This window comes from Streptomyces sp. NBC_01255 (assembly GCF_036226445.1).
Lineage (GTDB): Bacteria > Actinomycetota > Actinomycetes > Streptomycetales > Streptomycetaceae > Streptomyces.
Genome location: NZ_CP108474.1, coordinates 3,913,113 through 3,928,350 on the forward strand (window position 1 = coordinate 3,913,113; position 15,238 = coordinate 3,928,350).

Sequence of the window (15,238 nt, forward strand, 5' to 3'; positions counted from 1 at the left end):
CCCGTCCTGAGACTCCCGTCGACCACCGAGAGGAGACACCGCGATGGACACCCGACGCAACCGCCCGGGAGCCATGCCGCTCCAGGCCCGTCCCGTCCAGCGTGACGGCCCCGAGGCCGGAGCCCGTGACGCCCGTACCGGCGTCGCGGCCGCCAAGTCCTCCTGCGCCACCATGACCGGCCCGGCCAGGCAGATGTGCTACGCCCAGTACGGCGTGGCCGGCTGACCGGAGCCTTCGAGGAAAGGAGAGCACCATGTTCGACGAGACCCACACCACCCCCGAGGCCGGCGGCGAGACGCCGCGCCGGTCCACCGCCGGGCAGCTCCGGCTCCAGCTGCCCCAGCAGTCCGCACCCGTCCAGCGCGGCAAGCACCCCGAGGGTGGCGACACCTCCGGCGGCGCGGCGGCCAACGGCCTGCTGGGCAGCCTGCTCGGCGACATCATCCCGTTCTGACGGGCTCACGCCCCGCAGCGGGAGACGAAAAGGAAGGAGAGCACCATGTTCGACGAGACCCACACCACCCCCGAGGCCGGCGGCGAGACGCCGCGCCGGTCCACCGCCGGACAGCTCCGGCTCCAGCTCCCCCAGCAGTCCGCACCCGTCCAGCGCGGCAAGCACCCCGAGGGTGGCGACACCTCCGGCGGCGCGGCGGCCAACGGGTTCCTGGGCGGCCTCCTCAGCGAGATCCTGCCGATCTGAGACCTGAGCCACCCGGCGGGACCGGTGCCGGGGCAGGCACCCGGCACGGTCCCGCCCGATCCGAGGAAGCACCATGCGACTCGATCTGCCGAAGCCGGCACCGGCGGTGGACCGGCGGGAGCACTACCCGCCGTACCGCTTCGTCGTCACTTTCGTGGACGTCAACAAGGTGGAGCAGCACGTGCACGTCCAGCCGCGGGGCAACTTCGGGAGTCTGCCCGGGGCCCCTGCGCCGGTCGTGCACAGCTACGGCCGCGGTTGGCAATGCGCCCCGACGGGTTGCCGGTGGAACGGCGTCCTGTGAGGGATGGGGGAAAGGGAAGGGGACGGTCCGCCCCACCGGCGGCCCGTCCCCGCAGGAAGGAGCCGAGACCACCATGGCCACACTCAGGTCGGCCGTCTCCTGGCCGAACGACAAGACATATCTCTTCTTCGACGACGACACCTACGACCGGTACGACTCGGTCACGGGCCTCCGCGAGGACTCCGGACTGCCTCTTTCCAACTGGCCCGGCCTCCCCCGCTCCCCCGACGCCTTCGTCTGGTGGGGTGCGGGCAAGGCGTACGCGTTCACGGGGAGCACGTATCTCCGCTACGACAACCTCTCCGACCGCGTCGAGCCCGACTACCTGCCGCCCAACCCGCCGTTCACGGTCGAGGCCGGCTGGCCCGGTCTGCCCACCGGCGCGGGCGGCGGAACCGACTGGCGTACCGGCGTCGACGCGGCCGTGAACTGGGGAAACGGCAAGGTGTACCTCTTCAAGGGCGACTCCTACGTGCGGTACGACGTCACCGCCGACCGGGTCGACCCCGACTATCCCCGCCCTATCGCGGGCAACTGGACCGGGCTCACCCCCGACGGTGTGGACGCCGCCGTCCACCCGGGCGGCCGGTTCGCGTACTTCTTCCGCGGCGGGCAGTTCCAGCGCTTCGACGTGGACACCGACCGGGTGGACGCGAGCGGTCCTCTGGACGCCTCCTTCCGTCTCGCGCCCACCCCCTCCGGGGCCCTGGCCCCGGCCCGCCTGCTGACCCCCACCCAGGCGAACAAGCTCATGGCCGACCTGATCCGACGCGGCAAACTGACCCTGAAGAGCCCGGCGTTCGTCGACGGGCCGGCCGGGATCGTGGCGCCGGCGCCCGGCCAGCGGGTCGTGGTGAGCCCACCGTCGTTCGGCGGCATCCGCTACACGAACCAGATCAACCCGGCGTCCGCCGTCATCGACAACCTCGACCAGCGCATGCTGATCGCGCTGTACCGGCTCACCCTCTGGATCAACTCGTCGGCACCGGACGTCACCGAGCTGCTCCACCTGGGCATCGGGCACGGAAACGGCCCGGCGAACGACTGCCACAACGAGGGCCGGGCGCTCGATCTCTCCGGCATCCTGGGTACGTCGGGCGGGGCGGCCTTCACGCGGTCGGTGAAGACGCACTGGGGCAACCTGCCGCGCCCGCCCGGTGTCACGGTCCGCATCGACCCGGCCGTGGACCCACTGGGGTTCGGGCTGTTCTCGACCGCCTTCCGGTACGCCACGTACGAGTGCGAGGCGAACGGCATCGGGCCGGCCAACAAGTGGCCCATGCCGGACCTCGGCGGCAGCGGCTTCGTGATCTACCCGGACTACGGCGGTACGGTCGCGCTGCGCAACGCCCACCAGGACCACTTCCACATCCAGGTCGGCGTGACCCGCAGCTGACGGGTTCAGGGCGCCGGGCGGCTCTTCGGGCGGCGCAGGCCCGCCTCGGTGAGGCGGCGGAGGAGCTCCTTCGAGCCGACCTCGACCGCGCCGCCCGCCACCGCGTCCGCGTACCGCTCCGACGGGATGTCGTAGTGGTCCCGCTCGAAGGCGCGCGGCGGCGCGCCGATCGAGGCGGCGAAGGCGTGCAGCTCGTCGAAGGAGACGTCGCTGACCAGGTGCGACCACATGCGGCCGTGCCCCGGCCAGGTCGGCGGGTCGATGTAGAGGCTCACGCCGGGCACCCCACCGGGTCGATGTAAAGGCTCACGCCGGGCACCCCACCGGGTCGATGCAGAGGCTCACGTCAGCCTGCCCACCGGTGCGACCACCACTCCCTGCTTGCCGCAGACCCAGTGCGGGTCGGGCCCGAGCTCGGGCTCCACGTCCAGGGCGTGCGGGTCGCCCGTGGAGCAGACCGGGCAGAGCGGCCAGCGTCCGTACCGTTCGAGGAGGGCGTCCTGGACGTCCTGGGCGACGAGCCCCGCGACGTACGTCACACCCTCGGGCCACTGCTCGACCCACCAGCGCCGGTGGGCCACCGCGTCCTCCACCATCGACACGACCTCGGCGGCGGCCACCTCTCGGGCCACCAGGTCGGCCATTACCAGCGCGCGAGCGGCGTGCAGCGCCTGCTCCACGGGGTCGATCTCGTCCATGCACTCATTGTCACCCGCCGCCGGGAAAGGGCGAAGGTCCCGTCCGTTTCCGGGACCCGCCCGGGGCCGATCCGGGCCGATGGGGTCTTGTCGGCCCGCCCGGCCGAAAGTATCTTTCAGATGTGACCAATGAAGTGAAGGAAAGTTTCACGAGCGAGGCGCCTGCCGCGCCCCCCGCGCCCGCCGCCCTCGCGGCCAAGGTGCGGACCCTCGCGCCCTCCATGACCCGCTCGATGCAGCGGGTCGCCGAAGCCGTCGCCGGCGACCCCGCCGGCTGCGCCGCCCTCACGGTCACCGGCCTCGCCGAGCTCACCGGCACCAGCGAGGCGACCGTCGTCCGCACCGCCCGGCTCCTCGGCTACCCCGGCTACCGCGACCTGCGCCTCGCCCTCGCCGGCCTCGCCGCACAGCAGCAGTCCGGCCGCGCGCCCGCCGTCACCGCCGACATCGCCGTCGACGACCCCGTCGCCGACGTCGTCGCCAAGCTCGCCTACGACGAGCAGCAGACCCTCGCCGACACCGCCGCCGGACTCGACACCGTCCAGCTCGGCGCCGCCGTCGCCGCGCTCGCCACCGCCCGCCGCATCGACATCTACGGCGTCGGCGCCTCCGGACTCGTCGCCCAGGACCTCGGCCAGAAGCTGCTCCGCATCGGCCTGATCGCGCACGCCCACAGCGACCCGCACCTCGCCGTCACCAACGCCGTACAGCTCCGCTCCGGCGACGTCGCCATCGCCATCACCCACTCCGGCTCCACCGGCGACGTCATAGAGCCGCTGCGGGTCGCCTTCGACCACGGCGCCACCACGGTCGCGATCACCGGCCGCCCGGACGGCCCGGTCACGCAGTACGCCGACCACGTCCTGACCACCTCCACCGCCCGCGAGAGCGAACTGCGCCCCGCGGCCATGTCGTCCCGGACCAGCCAACTCCTGGTCGTGGACTGTCTGTTCACCTGCGTCACCCAGCGTACGTACGAGACGGCGGCCCCTGCCCTCGCCGCCTCGTACGAAGCCCTCGCCCACCGCCACTCGCCCCGGACCCGCTGACCGTTCGCGCAGACCACCCGCCCGCCGAGCGTCACACGTCGACCGCCAACGACGCCGACGACGTCCACGCACCGAAAGAGCCGCACATGTCCACCTCCGCCACGTCCGCCACCTACTCCGAGCTCCGCGCCCAGCTGGCCACCCTCACCACCGAGGCGTTCCGCCCCGAGCTCGCCGAGATCGACCGGCTGCCGACCCTGGACATCGCCCGGACCATGAACGGCGAGGACCAGACCGTCCCCGCCGCCGTGGCCCGCCAGCTCCCCGCCATCGCCGCCGCGATCGACGCCACGGCCGCGCGCATGGCACGCGGCGGCCGGCTGATCTACATGGGCGCCGGCACCGCGGGCCGCCTGGGCGTCCTCGACGCCAGCGAGTGCCCGCCCACCTTCAACACCGACCCCTCCGTCGTCGTCGGCCTGATCGCGGGCGGCCCCTCCGCCATGGTCAAGGCCGTCGAAGGCGCCGAGGACTCCAAGGAGCTCGCGGTGAAGGACCTGACCGCGCTCGGGCTCACCGCCGACGACACCGTGGTCGGCATCTCCGCCTCCGGCCGTACCCCGTACGCCATCGGCGCCGTCGAGCACGCCCGCGCGCACGGCGCGCTGACCATCGGCCTGTCCTGCAACGCGGACAGCGCGCTCGCCGCCGCCGCCGAGCACGGCATCGAGGTCGTCCCCGGCCCCGAGCTCCTCACCGGCTCCACCCGGCTCAAGGCCGGCACGGCCCAGAAGCTCGTCCTCAACATGATCTCGACCATCACGATGATCCGCCTCGGCAAGACCTACGGAAACCTGATGGTCGACGTCCGGGCCTCCAACGAGAAGCTCCAGGCCCGCTCGCGGCGGATCGTCGCCCTCGCCACCGGTGCGCCGGACGAGCAGATCGAGGCCGCCCTCGCCGCCGCCGACGGGGAGGTGAAGAACGCGATCCTCATGATCCTCGCCGACATCGACGCCCCCACGGCCGCGAGTCGCCTCACCGTCTCCCAGGGTCACCTGCGTGCGGCGCTGCACGCGACGACCACCTGACACCCCCACCCCCGCACAGCAAGGCCCACCGCACCATGAGCAATGACGACAAGAACCGCGCCATCGCCGCCGCGATCCTCCCCCTCGTCGGCGGCGCCGAGAACATCTCCTCGGTCGCCCACTGCATGACCCGCCTCCGGCTTGGCCTGCGTGACCGCTCCCTCGTCCAGGACCAGGCCCTCAAGGCCCTGCCGTCCGTGATGGGTGTGGTGGAGGACGACACGTACCAGATCGTCCTCGGCCCGGGCACCGTCGCCCGCGTGACCCCCGAGCTCGAAGCCCTGGTGGCCGCCGCCCCTCAGCCCGTCCACACGGCCGAGGACCTCGCCGCCCAGGGCGCCGCCCTGAAGGCCGCGCAGAAGCAGAAGAACGCCACCCCGTTCAAGCTCTTCCTGCGCAGGATCGCGAACATCTTCGTTCCGCTGATCCCCGCCCTCATCGGCTGCGGCATCATCGCCGGCCTCAACGGCCTGCTGATCAACCTCGGCTGGCTGCCCGGCGTCACCCCCGCCCTCGCGGCGATGGCGAGCGGCTTCATGGCGCTCATCGCGGTCTTCGTCGGCTACAACACGGCCAAGGAGTTCGGCGGCACCGCCATCCTCGGCGGCGCGGTCGCGGCGATCATCGTCTTCCCCGGCGTCGCCAAGATCGACGCCTTCGGCCAGACCCTCTCCCCCGGCCAGGGCGGCGTACTCGGCGCACTGGGCGCGGCGATCCTCGCCGTGTACGTGGAGAAGTGGTGCCGCCGCTGGGTCCCCGAGGCCCTCGACGTCCTCGTCACCCCCACCCTCACCGTCCTCATCTCGGGCCTCGTCACCATCTTCGGCCTGATGTTCGTCGCCGGTGAGATCTCCACCGCGATCGGCGAGTTCGCCAACTGGCTCCTCGCGAACGCGGGCGCCGGAGCCGGCTTCCTCCTCGGCGGTCTCTTCCTCCCGCTCGTGATGCTCGGCCTGCACCAGGCCCTGATCCCGATCCACACCACGCTCATCGAACAGCAGGGATACACGGTCCTCCTCCCCATCCTCGCGATGGCGGGCGCCGGCCAGGTCGGCGCGGCCATGGCCGTCTACCTCAAGCTCCCTCGCAACGGCTCCATCCGCCGCACCATCAAGTCCGCCCTCCCGGCCGGCTTCCTGGGCGTCGGCGAGCCCCTGATCTACGGCGTCTCGCTCCCCCTGGGCCGCCCGTTCATCACGGCCTGCGTCGGCGGCGCCTTCGGCGGCGGCTTCGTCGGCCTCTTCAGCATGCTGGGCGACTCGGTCGGCTCGACCGCGATCGGCCCGTCGGGCTGGGCGCTCTTCCCGCTCCTCGACGGCAACAAGGGCCTCGGCGAGACGATCGCGATCTACGCGGGCGGCCTGCTCGTCGGCTACGCGGCCGGATTCGTCGCCACGTACTTCTGGGGCTTCAGCAAGGAGCTCCTGGAGGAGTTCGACGTCGACACGGAGGCGGCGACGGCCTCCGAGGTGACGGTGGCGGCGGGCGGACCGACGCCGACCGCGACGACCCCGACCACTCCGACCACTCCGGAGCCGGAACCGGCGAAGGTCTGACAGGGGTACGGGAAGGGCCCGGGCGGCACATGCCACCCGGGCCCTTCCCGTACCCGTGGTCGTCATCGGCAGAGAACGTCCTCCGACGGCCGGACACCCTCGGTCAGATAGCGGGTCACCGCCGCGTCACCGCAGGCGTTCCCGTTGCCCAAGTAGACCCCGTGCCCGCCGTGGTCGACGGAGACGAGCCGCGCCCGCTGGCCGAGGGCCTCCCGCATCCGCAGCCCCTTGGAGTACGGCGTGGACGGGTCGCGCAGGTTCTGGATCATCAGGATGTTGGACGGCCCCCGGTCGGTGATGCGGACCGGCTTCTCCACCGCCCCGCCCTTCCAGAAGGAGCAGGGCGTGATGTTCGCCGGCATCCCCGCCGTCAGCGGGAACCGCTCCCGGTCCTTCGCCACGGCCCGCTCGTACGCCGGTACGGACGCGGGCCAGTTCACGTCGTTGCAGATCACGCCGACGGTGATGGCCGCCGCGTCGTCCGGCATCGCACCGGCCAGCTCGCGCGGCAGCACCGGCTCGCCCTTCGGGTCGAGCGCCTCCGTCACCATCTGCGCGAAGGACGGGAAGAAACCGTCGGAGTAGAGCGCGAGCTGGAGCGCCTGGAGCAGCATGGACCCGGTGAGCGGGGGCCCGGGGGTCACGGGCGCACCCGGCGCGCCGGGCAGCACGGAGGCATGCGGCTCCCGGTCGAGCCGGCCCGCGAGGTCCATGAGCACAGCCCGTACGTCCTCGGGCCGCTCCGCGAGCCGCAGCCCCTCGACCGCCCGGTCGGGGTGCGCCGCCCAGGCCGCGAAGTCCGGGAAACGGTCCTCGGCGCCCTGCGCCATGCCCTCCAGCCAGCCCCGGGCGACCCGCTTCGGGTCCGGGTCGTTGCTGCTGTCGAGCACCCAACGGTCCGTACGCCCGGGGAACTTCTCCGCGTACGAGGCCGCCACGTACGTCCCGTACGACACGCTCCACGCCGACAGCTCCCGCTCGCCGAGCGCCTGCCGCAGCCGGTCCATGTCCCGCACCTGGTTGGCGGTGGTCAGCCCGCGCAGCATGGCGCCGCCGTTGCGGGCGCAGGCCTCGGCGACCCGCTTCGAGCGGGCGATGTTCTCCTCGACGCCCCCGTCGGCGCTCGGCCACGACCGCAGCGTCATCATCCACCGGTCGCCCTCGTCGAGGCCGCACCGCGCCTTGGCGGAGCCGCCGATCCCACGTGGGTCGAAGGCCACGAGGTCGTACGCCCCGTCCATCTCCTTCGCCAGGACGGCACCCTTCTGCGCCAACCGCTGCACCCCGGAGCTGCCGGGCCCGCCCGGGATCACCATCAGGGTCCCGCGCCGCGCCTCGGGCCGCGTGCTGGGCAGCCGGGAGACGGCGAGCTGGATCTGCTCCCCGTCGGGCCGGGCGTAGTCCAGGGGTACGGAGAGCATGGCGCACCGCTGTCCGGGCAGCGGCCGAAGGGCCGGGGCGCAGTCACCCCACGCAAGCCCGGCGCCGGCCCCGCCGGTGGCGGCAGTGGCGGCAGCGGCGGTGGCACCGCCTCCGGAGAGAGCGGCACCGGCGACGGCGGCGGCGGAGAGGGCGAGGACAAGCGTCTTGCGTCCACGGTTCGTTGTCATGCGCACAGCCTCGTGCAGCGGTCCCGTCCGCCCCATCCGGCAGGCACGCGGGCCGAGCGTGGGGACAACCCCCGCCCGGAAGGGGGGCGTACGGCCCCGCTCGGAGCGAAAGCGGGCGTTCGGGGGATGATCACCGCATGACCTCCCACGACACCACTCCCGCCACCACTCCCCCCGGCACCTGGGCCCTCGGCGGCGACCTCGTCGTCAACCGGATCGGGTTCGGCGCCATGCGGCTGCCCCAGCGTGGCGAGGCACTCATCGAGAACGCCGTACCGCGAGACCGCGCGGACGCGATCGCCGTCCTGCGCAAGGCCGTCGAGCTCGGGGTGAACCACATCGACACGGCGGCCTTCTACTTCTCGCCGCTCCGCTCCGCGAACGAGCTGATCAACAGCGCGCTCGGCGGCCCGTACCCCGACGACCTCGTCATCGCCACCAAGGTCGGCCCCTGCCGCGACTCCTCCGGCGCCTGGAGCGAGCACGCCCGCACCCCCGCCGCGCTGCGCGCGCAGGTCGAGGAGAATCTGCGCCAGCTCGGCCGCGACCACCTCGACGTCGTCAACCTCCGCGTCCTCGGCACCGATTCGATCGCCGAACGGTTCGGCGCCCTCGCCGAGCTCCGCGAGGCCGGCCTCATCCGCCACCTCGGCCTCTCCAACGTCACCCCCGACCACCTCGCCGAGGCGCAGTCGATAGCCCCGGTCGTCTGTGTGCAGAACATGTACGGGATCGGGGTCCGCCCCGAGTACGAGGATTTCGTCCGTCTCTGCGGCGAGCAGGGCGTCGCCTTCGTCCCCTTCTACGCGATCGCCGCCGCCGGTGGCCAGGGCGGAGCGACCGCCCCCGAGAGTCCCGAGGTCCTCGCCGTCGCGAAGGCCCACGGGGCGACCCCCGCCCAGGTCCGCATCGCCTGGACCCTCCACCAGGGCCCCCACCTGCTCGCCATCCCCGGCACCGGCGACCCCGCCCACCTCGCCGCCAACGTCGAGGCGGGCGCCCTCCGCCTGACCCCCGAGGACCTGACCCTCCTGAACGACCTGCACCGCACACCTCAGGCAAAGTGACCCCATGACGACCACACCCGGCCACACCGCACCCTCCCCGCGCACCGCCGCCGACCTGGCGCCCACCGGCACCCTGCGTGCGTCCGTCAACCTCGGGAACCCGGTCCTCGCGCAGGGCACGCCCGACGCCCCCTCCGGGATCACGGTCGACCTCGCGCGGGAGTTCGGCGCGCGGCTCGGGCTGCCCGTCGAGCTCCTCTGCTTCGACGCGGCACGGAAGTCGTTCGGGGCGATGGCGGACGGCCGGGCGGACCTCTGCTTCCTGGCGGTCGATCCGGCGCGCGAGAAGGAGGTCGCGTTCACGCCCCCGTACGTCGTCATCGAGGGCGCGTACGCCGTGCCGCGCGACTCGGCGATCAGCACGGTCGCGGAGGTGGACGCCCCGGGTGTCCGGATCGGCGTCAAGCAGGGCTCCGCGTACGACCTGTTCCTCTCCCGCTCCCTCGCCCACGCGACCGTCGTGCGCGGCGACGAGGGCGTCGACGTGTTCCGCGCCGAGGGTCTTGAGGCCGGCGCGGGCATCCGGCAGCCGATGGCCGCGTACGCCGCCGCGCATCCGGAAGTCCGGCTGCTCGAAGGGCGGTTCATGGAGATCCGGCAGGCCGTCGGGACGACCGTCGGCCGCCGGCCCGAGACCGTCGCGTTCCTCCGCGACACCGTCGAGGAGCTGAAGGCGAACGGCTTCGTCGCCGCCTCCCTGCGCCGCGCGAGCCAGGATCCGGCGCTCCTGGCCCCGCCCGCGTAGTGGCGCGGAAACCCTTCCCGGCAGGCTCCGGAAAGGCCTCGTCCCGGGCCTGAGGGAGGGCCCGCAGGGGTTCGCGCACCGGATCCGGTCCGGGGGTCCACGCGGCCGCCCAACGGCCGCGCACGGCCCGCGCAGCGGACCCGCACACCACCTCTGACCTGGGCTTTTACCCCTCCACCCCTTATCCTGGAGATCGATTCGGAGGGGGATCCGCATGGACCTGAACAACCGTGACATCCGTACCGTCGAGGACGTACTGCGCCTGCTCGACGGGCTGTTCGCGCCCGGTGCCGACCGGTGGACCGAGGGCGGCGCCGACTGGTGGGACGGGTTCTACGCCGACCGGGACAAGCCGGTGCCGTTCTTCGTCGCGAAGCCCGACGAGAACCTGGTGTCGTACGTCGAGCGGGGCCTGCTCCCGGCCGGCGGGCGGGTGCTCGACCTCGGGTGCGGGCCCGGGCGGAACAGCCTGTACCTCGCGTCGCTCGGGTACGAGGTGGACGCCGTCGACCTCTCCGCCACCGCGATCCGCTGGGCAGAGGAACGCGCCCGCGAGGCCGGCGCGGCGGAGAGCGTGCGCTTCGTGTGCGGCGACGCCTTCGCCGCACACGAACCGGACGTCCTGGACGGCCCGTACGACCTCGTCTACGACTCCGGCTGCTTCCACCACCTGCCCCCGCACCGCCGCGTCAGCTACCTCGCGCTCCTCGACCGCGTCCTCGCGCCCGGCGGGCACTTCGCGCTCACCGCGTTCGCCGCCGGGGAGGGCGGCATGGGCTCGGAGCTGCCGGACGCCGACTTCTACCGGCAGGGCAAGCTGGACGGCGGACTCGCCTACACGGACGTGGAGTTGCGTGCGCTCTTCGCCGACCTGGCGGAGATCGACGTCCGCCGCATGCGCGACGAACCCGCCGCCTCCGCGCACTTCGGCGAACCCTTCCTCTGGACGGCGCTCTTCCGTAACCCCTGACTCACATCGTCCGGACGTGGTCCGCGAGGCGGTCGTACTGTTCGCGTACGCCCGCCTCCATGCCCGCCGCCAGCGCCTGGTCCCTGATCTCGTTCGAGGGCCAGAGAGAGGTGCTGGTCAGGGCCGTGCCGCCGTGCGGGGTCGCGTCGAAGGTGAGGGTGACACGGACCGGGGCCGTGTCCGGCATCTGCTCGAAGACCTCCGTGTAGTCGAGCCGCTCCGCCGGGACGATCTCCTCGTACGTGCCGGAGAAGACGATCTCCTGGCCGTCCGGGGCGGTCTGGCCCCACCGCCAGGCGCCGCCCACCCGCAGGTCCACGTCGACGACCGTCGTCGTCAGCCCGGAGGCGCCGTACCACTCGCGTACGTGCTCGGGGCGCGTCCAGGCCTCCCACAGCCGGCCCGGCGGAGCATCGAAGGTCCGGGTGATGACCAGTTCACGGTCGGCGGGTGTCGTCAGCAGGGTGACCATGGGCTCGGCCCTTCCACGGTGTCCCTTCCAGCATCACTCCGGTGCGCCCCCACAGCCACTTCCGTAAAGGGAGTGAACACGTTCAACAGGTGAGCGCTAAAGTTCTGCCACGCGGCCGCCCCGAATCACGGCGACGCCGCCATCACAGACCTGTGGGGGGTCCCTTTGCCGCGCTCAACGCGCAGGCTTCCGCACGCCCTTGTGCGTGCCGCAGCCGTCTTCGCTCTCTCGGCGGGTGTCATCGTGCCCGCCGTCATCCACGCCCCGGCCGCGCACGCGGATGCGACGAGCCTGTCCGGCATGACGCTGGACGACGGGCGCTACCGCCTGAAACTGCCCGCCAACGCGCTCTGGATCAAGGTCAGCGTCCTGGCCTCCACCGCCCCCGGCGCCGCCGTCCTCGCCTCCACGGAGGCGCTCACCACGGACAACGTCGACTGGGAGACCGACGCGCCCTTCGCGCTCCCGCAGGGCACCGCCCTCGGCGACTACCCGGTACGCGTCGACTACCGGCTGCCCGGCGGGACCACCCAGCAGTCGACCGGCGGCACCTACAGCTACCGGCCGCACATCGGCGTCACCGACGTGTCCTGGAACCGCACCAGCACCAGCTACGACCAGCGCCAGGCCGTCCTCTCCGGAAAGACGACCCTCTGGAACCCCGCCACCGGCGCCCGCACCGCCGCGCCCGGCGGCACCAAGGTGGCGATCACCCTCACCTCGCTGGACGGCACCGGCGGGGTCGTGAACTCCAGCGCCACGACCCGCACGGACGGCAGCTTCTCCGTGACGCTGACCCCGAACGGCTGGGTGTCCGGCAGCGCGACCGTGGTCACCGCCGGCACCGTCAACGACCCGAACAACGCGGCCTACGTCCCGTCCCTGGGCGTCGAGACACTCCTCTACCGGATCAGCGCCGACGTGAACAAGTACCGCGTGCGCGCCGGTACGGACGTGCGGGTCACCGGGCACGTGGAGCGGTACACGCCGACCGGCTGGAAGCGCTTCGCCGGCGCCCCCGTCGTCGCGACCGGGGAACAGTCCTACGGTGCCGCCACGACGAACGTCCTCGGCAGCGCCACCTCCTCCGCGACCGGCACCTTCTCCTTCAACGCGCGGGCCCAGTACAGCACCGACTTCGTGTACACGTCGCTGCGGCCCTCGCCGTACTTCGGCGACTCCCGCCCGTACGCCAAGAGCGACATCGCCGTACCGCAGCAGTTCTCGTACTCCCCGCACACGATCACCCTGGACGAGCACGGGAAGCTCACCGCCACGGGCGGGTTCGGGTCGGCCTACTGCCGCAACGGGCAGCCCGTGCACCTGCAGGTCTCCTTCGACGCCGGATCCACCTGGCGCGTCCTGCGCTCCGGCATGACCGACAGCGGCTGCTCCTACACCTTCACCACCCAGGGCTACGAGAGCGCCCTCTACCGGATCTACCACCCGGAGACGAACGAGCTGGTCGCCAAGGGGAGTACGTCCCTGAAGCGGGCCCGCACGCCCACCCGCTTCTCCGCCTTCGGCGTCAGCCCCACGCAGCCCACGGTGAACGGGAAGATGACGGTCTCCGGCACCGTCCAGCGCAAGGTCGGCGGCCTCTGGAAGCCGCTCCCCGGCACCAAGGTGACCCTGGTCTACAAGCCCAAGGGCGAGAGCCAGTGGTACTGGGTCAACCAGGGCATCACCACCGACGCCAACGGCCGGTTCAGCTACCGCGCCACCGCGTACGGCGACGGCTCCTGGGCGCTGTACCTCAACACCACGGGCAGCTACTTCTACAGCGAGACGAATGCGAAGTACATCGATGCGCGCTGATCTCTCCGCCTCCTGCAGGCGCTCCCTGACGGCGGGCCTGGCCGCCGCCGCGCTCGCCGCCGGGACCCTGACGGTCACGGCCGCGCCCGCCGCCCACGCCGCCACGCTCGTCGGCATCGGCCGGGCCGTCACCGACGACGCCCAGCGCGGCATCTTCCAGGTGACCGCCTGGACCGACGCCCCGAACGCCAGGATCACCAAGGTCTCGGCCACGGTCCGGCAGGGCTCCACGGTCCTCGTCGACATCCCGACGCTCCCTGTGGTCCCCGACCCCTGGGACCCGAGCGCCGCCAACCTCTTCCGGCTCGCGGACGCCGCCACGTTGAAGCTCGTCGAGGACGGCGGGCGCATCCCGGCCCTCGGGACGTACGCCATCGACGTCACCGCCACCGACTCCCTCGGCAACAAGCAGACCCGCACCGACGCCGGACAGCTCGACTTCCGGCTCCGTCCCGAGGTCACCCTCGTCCCCACCAAGCCCACGTACGCCGACCGCAACGCCCGCCCCTCGGGCACCGTCGTCGGCATCCAGCCCGGCTCCGGGGACCGGGTCACGCTGTCCGACAGGCCGGTCGCCATCGAGAGGACCAGCCCGGCGCAGGACGGGACATGGAGCGCGGCACAACAGGCGGTCACCGACGCGGCCGGCCGGTTCACGTCGCCGCCGTTCCCGATCTCCAGCGAGGACCTCGGCACCTCGGCCATCCACTTCCGGACGACGGTCACCGCCGACACCCCCGAGATCCACGGCACCGTGACGGATTACCTCAGCGTCTCCGATTACGTGTCACGCAAGGTGGCCGTCACCGCCACCGCCGACAAGAAGCGGGCGCTCAACGGGCAGACCGTCACCATCAGCGGCCGGATGACCGACCCGGCGGCGGCGGGCGCGCCGGTCGCCGGCCACCAGGTCCGCGTGCGGCTCGGCGGCCCCACCTACGGAACGGGCCCGAGCGCCGTCGTCCGGACCGGCACGGACGGCCGGTTCACCGCCCGGCTCGTCGCCATCGCGGGCAAGGAGTCGGGCAACTGGTTCGTCGAATCCCCCGACCGGTACGTAAGCTTCCCGGATCTTCACGGCGCGCTGGCCATCCCGCTGGAGTCCCGCACCGACCTCCGTACGTACGGGCTCTCCGCCGACGGCCGGGTCACGGTCTCCGGCACCTTCCGCGCCCGGTACGTGCCGGAACCGAACTTCGAGACGTCCCAGTTCGTCCGGCTGGAGCAGCTCGTCGGCCGCGACTGGAAGGCGATCGCCTGGGCGAGCGTGAACTCGGCCTACTTCAACGACTTCACGCTCTCCGCGGCGAGCAAGGGCGGTTGGTTCCGCGTCCGGCACCTCACCACCGACCAGTTCGCCGAGTCCGTCACTCCGTCGTTCCGGCTCACCCGTCTCGACACCCGGATCGTCTCCCTGAACGCCGGCCCCGAGCCGGTCGCCAAGGGCGGGTACGTGACGGTCACCGGCGGCCTCCAGCACTACGCGGACTGGGCCTGGCGGGCGTACGGAAACGCTCCGGTCGTCCTGCAGTTCCAGCCGCGGGGCAGCACGACCTGGAAGCAGATGGCGACCGGCCGGTCGAACGCGAGCGGCAACGTCTCCCTGAAGGCGAAGGCCACCGGGGACGGCACCTGGCGCATCCGCCACTACGGCGACAGCAGGCACTTCAACACCCCGGCCGCGGCCGGCGGCGACTACGTCGACGTGCGCTGACCCACCGATTCCCGTGACAACGCCCGAGGGCGGCACCCCCCAGTCGGGGAGTGCCGCCCTCGGTCACGTTCAGCAGTACTGCGGTACTGCGATGAACCACCGATCCC

17 protein-coding genes are annotated in these 15,238 nt (G+C 72.4%); 13 read left to right on the forward strand and 4 right to left on the reverse strand.

Features of this window, described 5'->3' with window-relative positions:
• The first annotated feature begins 43 nt into the window (after window positions 1-43).
• The 5 genes from OG357_RS17240 to OG357_RS17260 all read left to right on the forward strand — a co-directional run bounded on the left by OG357_RS17240 (window position 44) and on the right by OG357_RS17260 (window position 2,401).
• Window positions 44-226, forward strand: coding sequence for a hypothetical protein (locus OG357_RS17240; protein ID WP_329621998.1), 183 nt, complete (start codon window positions 44-46; stop codon window positions 224-226).
• Window positions 227-254: 28 nt separating this feature from the next.
• Window positions 255-455, forward strand: coding sequence for a hypothetical protein (locus OG357_RS17245; RefSeq protein WP_329621999.1), 201 nt, complete (start codon window positions 255-257; stop codon window positions 453-455).
• A 45-nt stretch (window positions 456-500) separates the two neighbouring features.
• Window positions 501-701, forward strand: coding sequence for a hypothetical protein (locus OG357_RS17250; RefSeq protein WP_329622000.1), 201 nt, complete (start codon window positions 501-503; stop codon window positions 699-701).
• A gap of 73 nt (window positions 702-774) precedes the next feature.
• Entirely contained in the window at window positions 775-1,005 is a 231-nt protein-coding gene (locus tag OG357_RS17255) for a hypothetical protein (protein ID WP_329622001.1), read from the forward strand.
• A gap of 73 nt (window positions 1,006-1,078) precedes the next feature.
• Entirely contained in the window at window positions 1,079-2,401 is a 1,323-nt protein-coding gene (locus OG357_RS17260; RefSeq protein WP_329622002.1) for a hemopexin repeat-containing protein, read from the forward strand.
• 5 nt (window positions 2,402-2,406) lie between these two features.
• Here the strand turns inward: OG357_RS17260 and OG357_RS17265 are convergent, their stop codons facing one another.
• On the reverse strand, window positions 2,407-2,676 hold the full coding sequence (locus tag OG357_RS17265; protein ID WP_329622003.1) for a DUF4031 domain-containing protein: 270 nt from the start codon (window positions 2,674-2,676) through the stop codon (window positions 2,407-2,409).
• Window positions 2,677-2,742: 66 nt separating this feature from the next.
• Window positions 2,743-3,099 carry a hypothetical protein gene (locus OG357_RS17270; protein ID WP_329622004.1) on the reverse strand — a complete coding sequence of 119 codons (357 nt, stop codon included), beginning with the start codon at window positions 3,097-3,099 and terminating at the stop codon, window positions 2,743-2,745.
• Between the two features lie 122 nt (window positions 3,100-3,221).
• Between OG357_RS17270 and OG357_RS17275 the strand changes: the two genes are divergently transcribed.
• From OG357_RS17275 to OG357_RS17285, 3 genes are all read left to right on the forward strand, one after another.
• On the forward strand, window positions 3,222-4,148 hold the full coding sequence (locus OG357_RS17275; protein ID WP_329622005.1) for a MurR/RpiR family transcriptional regulator: 927 nt from the start codon (window positions 3,222-3,224) through the stop codon (window positions 4,146-4,148).
• Between the two features lie 86 nt (window positions 4,149-4,234).
• Window positions 4,235-5,179, forward strand: a complete 945-nt coding sequence (murQ, locus tag OG357_RS17280; RefSeq protein ID WP_329622006.1) for an N-acetylmuramic acid 6-phosphate etherase — start codon at window positions 4,235-4,237, stop codon at window positions 5,177-5,179.
• Between the two features lie 35 nt (window positions 5,180-5,214).
• Window positions 5,215-6,735, forward strand: a complete 1,521-nt coding sequence (locus tag OG357_RS17285; RefSeq protein WP_329622007.1) for a PTS transporter subunit EIIC — start codon at window positions 5,215-5,217, stop codon at window positions 6,733-6,735.
• 62 nt (window positions 6,736-6,797) lie between these two features.
• On the opposite strand, the gene OG357_RS17290 is transcribed toward OG357_RS17285, so the two are convergent.
• A complete protein-coding gene (locus OG357_RS17290; RefSeq protein ID WP_329622008.1) occupies window positions 6,798-8,345 on the reverse strand; it encodes an alpha/beta hydrolase in 1,548 nt (515 codons plus the stop codon).
• 137 nt (window positions 8,346-8,482) lie between these two features.
• Here OG357_RS17290 and OG357_RS17295 point away from each other — a divergent pair, with 137 nt between their 5' ends.
• The 3 genes from OG357_RS17295 to OG357_RS17305 all read left to right on the forward strand — a co-directional run bounded on the left by OG357_RS17295 (window position 8,483) and on the right by OG357_RS17305 (window position 11,127).
• On the forward strand, window positions 8,483-9,412 hold the full coding sequence (locus OG357_RS17295) for an aldo/keto reductase (protein WP_329622009.1): 930 nt from the start codon (window positions 8,483-8,485) through the stop codon (window positions 9,410-9,412).
• Window positions 9,413-9,416: 4 nt separating this feature from the next.
• The gene (locus OG357_RS17300) at window positions 9,417-10,157 is read left to right on the forward strand and encodes a transporter substrate-binding domain-containing protein (protein ID WP_329622010.1); all 741 of its coding nucleotides are present in this window, start codon (window positions 9,417-9,419) and stop codon (window positions 10,155-10,157) included.
• A gap of 214 nt (window positions 10,158-10,371) precedes the next feature.
• The gene (locus tag OG357_RS17305; protein ID WP_329622011.1) at window positions 10,372-11,127 is read left to right on the forward strand and encodes a class I SAM-dependent methyltransferase; all 756 of its coding nucleotides are present in this window, start codon (window positions 10,372-10,374) and stop codon (window positions 11,125-11,127) included.
• A gap of 1 nt (window position 11,128) precedes the next feature.
• On the opposite strand, the gene OG357_RS17310 is transcribed toward OG357_RS17305, so the two are convergent.
• A complete protein-coding gene (locus tag OG357_RS17310) occupies window positions 11,129-11,599 on the reverse strand; it encodes an SRPBCC domain-containing protein (RefSeq protein ID WP_329622012.1) in 471 nt (156 codons plus the stop codon).
• A 201-nt stretch (window positions 11,600-11,800) separates the two neighbouring features.
• Between OG357_RS17310 and OG357_RS17315 the strand changes: the two genes are divergently transcribed.
• Both OG357_RS17315 and OG357_RS17320 read left to right on the forward strand, forming a co-directional pair.
• Window positions 11,801-13,417 carry a hypothetical protein gene (locus OG357_RS17315; protein ID WP_329622013.1) on the forward strand — a complete coding sequence of 539 codons (1,617 nt, stop codon included), beginning with the start codon at window positions 11,801-11,803 and terminating at the stop codon, window positions 13,415-13,417.
• On the forward strand, window positions 13,407-15,131 hold the full coding sequence (locus tag OG357_RS17320) for a hypothetical protein (RefSeq protein WP_329622014.1): 1,725 nt from the start codon (window positions 13,407-13,409) through the stop codon (window positions 15,129-15,131). Before OG357_RS17315 ends, OG357_RS17320 begins: the two co-directional genes overlap by 11 nt.
• Window positions 15,132-15,238 lie beyond the last annotated feature (107 nt).

Excerpts from the sequence above, each read along its gene's own strand:
- OG357_RS17270 (WP_329622004.1), bottom strand. The coding sequence starts at position 3,099 with ATGGACGAGATCGACCCCGTGGAGCAGGCGCTGCACGCCGCTCGCGCG.
- murQ (WP_329622006.1), top strand. The coding sequence starts at position 4,235 with ATGTCCACCTCCGCCACGTCCGCCACCTACTCCGAGCTCCGCGCCCAG.
- OG357_RS17255 (WP_329622001.1), top strand. The coding sequence starts at position 775 with ATGCGACTCGATCTGCCGAAGCCGGCACCGGCGGTGGACCGGCGGGAG.
- OG357_RS17320 (WP_329622014.1), top strand. The coding sequence starts at position 13,407 with ATGCGCGCTGATCTCTCCGCCTCCTGCAGGCGCTCCCTGACGGCGGGC.
- OG357_RS17305 (WP_329622011.1), top strand. The coding sequence starts at position 10,372 with ATGGACCTGAACAACCGTGACATCCGTACCGTCGAGGACGTACTGCGC.
- OG357_RS17240 (WP_329621998.1), top strand. The coding sequence starts at position 44 with ATGGACACCCGACGCAACCGCCCGGGAGCCATGCCGCTCCAGGCCCGT.
- OG357_RS17260 (WP_329622002.1), top strand. The coding sequence starts at position 1,079 with ATGGCCACACTCAGGTCGGCCGTCTCCTGGCCGAACGACAAGACATAT.
- OG357_RS17310 (WP_329622012.1), bottom strand. The coding sequence starts at position 11,599 with ATGGTCACCCTGCTGACGACACCCGCCGACCGTGAACTGGTCATCACC.
- OG357_RS17250 (WP_329622000.1), top strand. The coding sequence starts at position 501 with ATGTTCGACGAGACCCACACCACCCCCGAGGCCGGCGGCGAGACGCCG.
- OG357_RS17300 (WP_329622010.1), top strand. The coding sequence starts at position 9,417 with ATGACGACCACACCCGGCCACACCGCACCCTCCCCGCGCACCGCCGCC.
- OG357_RS17290 (WP_329622008.1), bottom strand. The coding sequence starts at position 8,345 with ATGACAACGAACCGTGGACGCAAGACGCTTGTCCTCGCCCTCTCCGCC.
- OG357_RS17295 (WP_329622009.1), top strand. The coding sequence starts at position 8,483 with ATGACCTCCCACGACACCACTCCCGCCACCACTCCCCCCGGCACCTGG.
- OG357_RS17245 (WP_329621999.1), top strand. The coding sequence starts at position 255 with ATGTTCGACGAGACCCACACCACCCCCGAGGCCGGCGGCGAGACGCCG.
- OG357_RS17285 (WP_329622007.1), top strand. The coding sequence starts at position 5,215 with ATGAGCAATGACGACAAGAACCGCGCCATCGCCGCCGCGATCCTCCCC.